The following is a 6,128-nucleotide window of genomic DNA, read 5'->3' on the forward strand; positions in this document are numbered from 1 at the left end:
GGAGTCAACCCATGACCAAAAAAATCAAGTGCGCCCTGATCGGGCCCGGCAACATCGGCACCGACCTGCTGGCCAAGCTGCAGCGCAGCCCCTTGCTCGAACCCGTGTGGATGGTGGGCATCGATCCCAACTCCGACGGTCTCAAGCGCGCCAAGGAGATGGGCATCAAGACCACCGCCGAGGGTGTGGACGGCCTGATCCCGCACATGAAGGCCGACGGTGTGCAGATCGTGTTCGACGCCACCAGCGCCTACGTGCACGCCGAGAACTCGCGCAAGGTCAATGAGCAGGGCGCGATGATGATCGACCTCACGCCCGCCGCCATCGGCCCCTACTGCGTGCCGCCGGTCAACCTCAAGCAGCACGTCGGCCAGCGCGAGATGAATGTGAACATGGTCACCTGCGGCGGCCAGGCCACCATCCCCATGGTCTACGCGGTCAGCCGCGTGCAGCCGGTGAGCTACGGCGAGATCGTCGCCACCGTGTCCAGCAAATCGGTCGGTCCCGGCACGCGCAAGAACATCGACGAGTTCACCCGCACCACGGCCGGCGCGGTCGAGAAGGTGGGCGGCGCCAAGAAGGGCAAGGCCATCATCGTGATCAACCCGGCCGAGCCGCCGCTGATCATGCGCGACACGGTGCACTGCCTGGTCGAAGGCACGCCCGACGAGGCCGCGATCACGAAGTCGGTGCACGACATGATCAAGGAAGTGCAGAAGTACGTGCCGGGCTACAAGCTGGTCAACGGCCCCGTCTTCGACGGCAACCGCGTCTCGGTCTTCATGGAGGTCGAGGGCCTGGGCGACTACCTGCCCAAGTACGCCGGCAACCTGGACATCATGACCGCCGCCGCCGCGCGCACCGCCGAGATGTTTGCCGAAGAAATCCTGAAGGGCGAGCTCGTGCTCGAACCCGTCGCCGCCTGATCCGGAGCACCCCATGAGCCAGCAAAAAATCACCCTGCACGACATGACCCTGCGCGACGGGATGCACCCCAAGCGCCACCTGATGACGCTCGAACAGATGAAGAGCATCGCCTGCGGCCTCGACGCCGCCGGTGTGCCGCTGATCGAGGTCACCCACGGCGACGGCCTGGGCGGCTCCAGCGTCAACTACGGCTTCCCGGCCCACTCCGACGAGGAGTACCTGGGCACCGTGATCCCGCTGATGAAGCAGGCCAAGGTCTCGGCCCTGCTGCTGCCCGGCATCGGCACCGTCGACCACCTGAAGATGGCGCACGGCCTGGGCGTGCACACCATCCGCGTGGCCACGCACTGCACCGAAGCCGACGTGAGCGAGCAGCACATCACCTTCGCCCGAAAGCTCGACATGGACACCGTGGGCTTCCTGATGATGGCCCACATGAACAGCCCCGAAGGCCTGGTGAAACAGGCCAAGCTGATGGAGGGCTATGGCGCCAACTGCATCTACATCACCGACTCGGCCGGCTACATGCTGCCCGCCGACGTGAAGGCCCGCCTGCAGGCCGTGCGCGACGCGCTCAAGCCCGAGACCGAGCTGGGCTTCCACGGCCACCACAACCTGGCCATGGGCGTGGCCAACTCGGTCGCCGCCATTGAATGTGGCGCCACCCGCATCGACGCTGCCGCCGCCGGCCTGGGCGCGGGCGCAGGCAACACGCCGATGGAAGTGCTGGTCGCCGTGCTCGACCGCATGGACGTGCAGACCGGTGTGGACGTCTGGAAGATCCAGGACGTGGCCGAAGACCTGGTCACGCCCATCATGGACTTCCCGATCCGCATCGACCGCGACGCGCTCACGCTGGGCTACGCCGGCGTGTACGGCAGCTTCCTGCTGTTCGCCAAACGCGCCGCCGTCAAGTACGGCCTGTCGGCGCGCGACATCCTGGTCGAACTGGGCCGCAAGAAGATGGTCGGTGGCCAGGAAGACATGATCGAAGACACGGCCATGACCATGGCTCGCGCGCGAGATGCGCGCGAGCAGAAAAAAGCGGCCTGAGGAACGCACCCTATGCAACGCAGAGATTTCATCGCCTCCGTGGGGGCCGGCCTGGCCCTGGCACCCGCCGCTGGTTGGTCGCAGGACGCCTACCCCGCCCGTCCCGTCAAGCTCATCGTGCCCTTCCCACCGGGTGGACCCACCGACATCATGGGCCGCACCGCCGCCAAGGCCATGGGCGACGCGCTGGGCCAGTCCTTCGTGGTCGAGAACAAGGCCGGCGCCGGCGGCAACATCGGCACCGACGCGGTGGCCAAGGCCGCACCGGACGGCTACACCATCGGGCTGTCGGCCATCAGCAGCCTGGCCATCGCGCCCTACCTCTACGACAAGCTGCCGTTCCAGGTGGAAAAGGACTTCGCCCCGATCTCGCTGGTGGGCACCACGCCCTGCGTGATCGTCGTGCACCCGAGCGCACCGTTCGCCGACCTCAAGGGTCTGGTGGCCTACGCCAAGGCCAACCCGGGCAAGCTCGGCTACGCCACGTCCGGCATCGGCACCAGCAACCACCTGGCGGCCGAGCTGCTGCAGTCGGTGGCCGGCATCGAACTCACCAACATCCCCTACAAGGGGTCGAGCCAGATCGTGCCGGACCTGCTCTCGGGCACGGTGATCATGAGCATGGAAAGCTCGCTGGCCACCACCTTGCAGCACATCCGCAGCGGCAAGCTCAAGGCGCTGGCCGTCACCTCGCCCACGCGCGCCAAGGCCCTGCCGGACGTACCGACCGTGGCCGAGTCCGGTTACCCCGGCTTCGCGGTGGAGACCTGGTTCGGCCTGGTCGCCCCCGCCGCCACCCCGGCCGCCGTCGTGCAGAAGCTGCACGACGCCTGGGCCAAAGGCGCCAAGACCGCCGAGGCCCAGGCCGCGTTCGACAACATCTCCGGCAACCTGCGCGTCACCACGCCCCAGGAGTTCGACGCCTTCATCAAGGCCGAGAACAACCGCTGGGGTGCCCTGATCCGCAAGCTGGACATCAAAGCCAACTGACCCAGGAGACCACCACCATGCCGTTCGCACAGATCTACATACTCGAAGGCCGCACGCCCGAGCAGAAGAAGGCCGTGATCGAGAAGGTCACCCAGGCGCTGCACGAGGCCATCGACGCGAAGAAGGAAACCATCCGCGTCTGGATCCACGAAATGCCCAAGGAGAACTGGGGCATCGCGGGCGTCAGCGCCAAAGACCTCGGCCGCTGACCAGGACCGGAATCGCCGCCCAGCGCTACCAGGGGCGCGTGGTGCAGGCGGCCCTGCAGGCCCATGGCCGCGTCGACGCGTCGGTGCACAACGTGGGCGGCACCATCTGGGTGCGTCTCGCCCGGTGCCATCGACAACGGCCAGCGCATCGTGCCGCGCAACCCGCAGCCGCTGAGCGAGGCCGAGACCGGCTGGATGAAAGCCATCTACACCCAGTTGCTGCGCGACACGCCGATGAACCGCCTGGGCACACCAGAAGAGATCGCCGCGGACTTGGCGGCCGGGTGGTGACAATGGGACACACCCTGTTCACCACACCCCGAGGAGAAGGCCCTTGAACGCTGCCCACCTGTCGCTGGCCGAGCACGCCGCCCGCCTGCGCCGCCGCGAACTGACGGCGGTGGCCCTGATCGACACCTGCGCGCAACACCACGCGCGCATGGAACCCCGGCTCAACGCCTACAAGACCTGGGACGGCGCGCGCGCCCGCAGCGCCGCCGCTGCGGTCGACACCCTGCTGGACCAGGGCCAGGACCTGGGCCCGCTGATGGGCTTGCCGGTGTCGGTGAAGGACCTGTACGGCGTGCCCGGCCTGCCGGTGTTTGCGGGCAGCGACGAGGCCCTGCCCGAAGCCTGGCAGGCGGCCGGCCCGCTGGTCGCGCGGCTGCAGCGGCAACTGGGCATCGTGGTCGGCAAGACGCACACGGTCGAGTTCGCGTTCGGGGGTCTTGGCGTCAACGCCCACTGGGGCACGCCCCGGAACCCCTGGTCACCCCACGAGCACCGCGTGCCAGGCGGGTCCAGCGCGGGCGCGGGCGTCTCGCTGGTGCAGGGCAGCGCCCTGCTGGCGCTGGGCACCGACACCGCCGGTTCGGTGCGCGTGCCCGCGTCCATGACCGGACAGGTGGGCCTGAAGACCACCGTGGGGCGCTGGCCGGTCGAAGGCATCGTGCCCCTGTCGTCCTCGCTCGACACCGCGGGCGTGCTCACCCGCACGGTGGAAGACCTGGCCTACGCGTTCGCCGCCCTCGACACAGAGAGCCAGGGCCTGCCCGCGCCTGCCCCGGTGCGCGTGCAAGGACTGCGCGTCGGCGTGCCGACCAACCACTTCTGGGACGACATCGACCCGAGCATCGCCGCCGCCGTGGAAGCGGCCGTTCAGCGCCTCGCCCAGGCCGGCGCGCAGGTGGTCCGGTTCCCGCTGCCGCACTGCGAGGAAGCCTTCGACATCTTCCGCCGCGGCGGCCTCGCAGCGTCCGAACTCGCGGCCTACCTCGACCAGCACTTCCCGCACAAGGTGGAGCGGCTGGACCCGGTGGTGCGCGACCGCGTGCGCTGGGCCGAGCAGGTGTCTTCCGTCGAGTACCTGCGGCGCAAGGCCGTGCTGCAGCGCTGCGGCGCGGGCGCGGCCCGGTTGTTCGACGACGTCGACGTCCTGCTCACGCCCACCGTGCCCGCCTCGCCGCCGCGGCTGGCCGACATCGGCACGGTGGAGACCTACGCGCCGGCCAACATGAAGGCCATGCGCAACACCGCCATCAGCAACCTGTTCGGCTGGTGCGCGCTGACGATGCCCGTGGGCCTCGACGCCAACCGGATGCCGGTGGGCCTGCAGCTGATGGGGCCGCCGCGCGCCGAAGCGCGGCTGATCGGCATCGCGCTCGGCATCGAGGCCCTCATCGGCCAGGGCCACGCGCTGCTGGGCGCGCCCGACCTGCCATAGCCGGCGCGCCCCACCCTCAACCTTTCCAGGCGGAGCCCCCCCATGACCCAGACGCCCAACCAACTCGCCGAAGCGATCTGGGCCGCCCGCCAGGCCGGTCGGACACTGGACGCCGCAGCCACCATCGGCACGCCCGACCTCGCCACCGCCTACGCCATCCAGCGCGCGCTGCTCGGCCTGCGCCTGGCCGCCGGCGAGCGCGTGGTCGGGTGGAAGCTGGGTTACACGTCGGAAGTGATGCGCCGCCAGATGGGCATAGCCCGGCCCAACATCGGGCCGCTGACCGACCGGATGCTGCTGAACTCGGGCGACGCGGTGCACGAGCGCCTGGTGCAGCCGCGGGTCGAACCCGAGATCGGGCTGCGCCTCCAAACCGCCCTCGACGCGCGGCACGCGCCCGTCGACCGCCACACCGTGGTCGCCGCCGTGGAGGGCGCCTACGCCTGCCTCGAAGTCGTGCACTCCACCTGGACAGGCTACCGCTTCAACCTCGAACAGAACACCGCCGACAACTCGTCCGCCGGCCAGGTCGTCGTCGGGCCACGCCTGCCGGTGACCGACCTGATGGCGGCGGGCACCGTGGCGGTGCGCCTGCACGACGGCAGCCACCACACGCTGGGACAGGGCGTGGGCGCCGATGCCGACGGCCACCCGCTGGACGCGGTGGCGCGGCTGGCGCGGGAGCTGGCCGCGTTTGGTCAGCGGCTGGAGGCGGGTGATCTGGTGATCACGGGTGGGCTGACAAAGGCTTGTGAGCTGGAGGTGGGGGGGAGGTTGACGGGAGTGTTTTCGTTTGGGGACGCTTGGTCGGTAGATGTGACTGTGCGGCGTCTGTGAAACGACACTTGATAGGTGCGGATCGCCTGCACATCAACCCGGTCAACGAACGGCTCCATCAAAGACGCCAGTGCAGCGTGAGCGGTCGCGTGACACCTTGACCAGTGAGCGGCCGGTGGAGGCGCCTCTACGATGGCCTGCAGAGAGGTCGAGTGACAGCCACCAGCCTTGTGCGGACTTCGGCCGCGATCAAATGAAGCGCTGCCACGGGTCGGCGCCGAGCCGACCGCGCAAGCCCTTCCTCAAGCAACTGTATGCCTGCAAGGGGTATCCGCTTAGCTCCATCAGCCCCATTGACACTGTGATTTCATCCAGCAATGGTATCCGATTGCCTCTCCCCGGTGTTCTTGCTCACGACATCCCCATACATCACTGGCGGCGTCACCACC

The 6,128-nt window shown here is 68.7% G+C and carries 7 protein-coding genes; all 7 read left to right on the forward strand.

The window, feature by feature from the left end; all coding sequences use genetic code 11:
- The first annotated feature begins 11 nt into the window (after nucleotides 1–11).
- The 7 genes from M3149_RS17525 (at nucleotide 12) to M3149_RS17555 (ending at nucleotide 5,739) form a co-directional block, all read left to right on the forward strand.
- Entirely contained in the window at nucleotides 12–926 is a 915-nt protein-coding gene (locus M3149_RS17525) for an acetaldehyde dehydrogenase (acetylating) (RefSeq protein WP_008328875.1), read from the forward strand.
- 13 nt (nucleotides 927–939) lie between these two features.
- A complete protein-coding gene (gene dmpG, locus M3149_RS17530) occupies nucleotides 940–1,980 on the forward strand; it encodes a 4-hydroxy-2-oxovalerate aldolase (protein WP_008328878.1) in 1,041 nt (346 codons plus the stop codon).
- 12 nt (nucleotides 1,981–1,992) lie between these two features.
- Complete coding sequence (locus tag M3149_RS17535; protein WP_008328880.1) at nucleotides 1,993–2,970, forward strand: Bug family tripartite tricarboxylate transporter substrate binding protein; 978 nt, start codon at nucleotides 1,993–1,995, stop codon at nucleotides 2,968–2,970.
- Nucleotides 2,967–3,179 (forward strand): 2-hydroxymuconate tautomerase, encoded by a 213-nt coding sequence (locus M3149_RS17540; RefSeq protein ID WP_255347959.1) that lies wholly within the window; start codon nucleotides 2,967–2,969, stop codon nucleotides 3,177–3,179. The genes M3149_RS17535 and M3149_RS17540 overlap by 4 nt, the downstream gene beginning before the upstream one ends.
- Nucleotides 3,180–3,242: 63 nt before the next feature.
- Nucleotides 3,243–3,470 (forward strand): cis-(methyl)benzoate dihydrodiol dehydrogenase, encoded by a 228-nt coding sequence (locus M3149_RS17545; protein ID WP_008328886.1) that lies wholly within the window; start codon nucleotides 3,243–3,245, stop codon nucleotides 3,468–3,470.
- Nucleotides 3,471–3,513: 43 nt separating this feature from the next.
- Nucleotides 3,514–4,902, forward strand: coding sequence for an amidase (locus tag M3149_RS17550; protein WP_008328889.1), 1,389 nt, complete (start codon nucleotides 3,514–3,516; stop codon nucleotides 4,900–4,902).
- Nucleotides 4,903–4,944: 42 nt separating this feature from the next.
- Nucleotides 4,945–5,739 carry a 2-keto-4-pentenoate hydratase gene (locus tag M3149_RS17555; protein ID WP_008328897.1) on the forward strand — a complete coding sequence of 265 codons (795 nt, stop codon included), beginning with the start codon at nucleotides 4,945–4,947 and terminating at the stop codon, nucleotides 5,737–5,739.
- The last annotated feature ends 389 nt before the right edge of the window (nucleotides 5,740–6,128 follow it).

Source organism: Hydrogenophaga intermedia, assembly GCF_023715105.1.
GTDB lineage: Bacteria > Pseudomonadota > Gammaproteobacteria > Burkholderiales > Burkholderiaceae_C > Hydrogenophaga > Hydrogenophaga intermedia_A.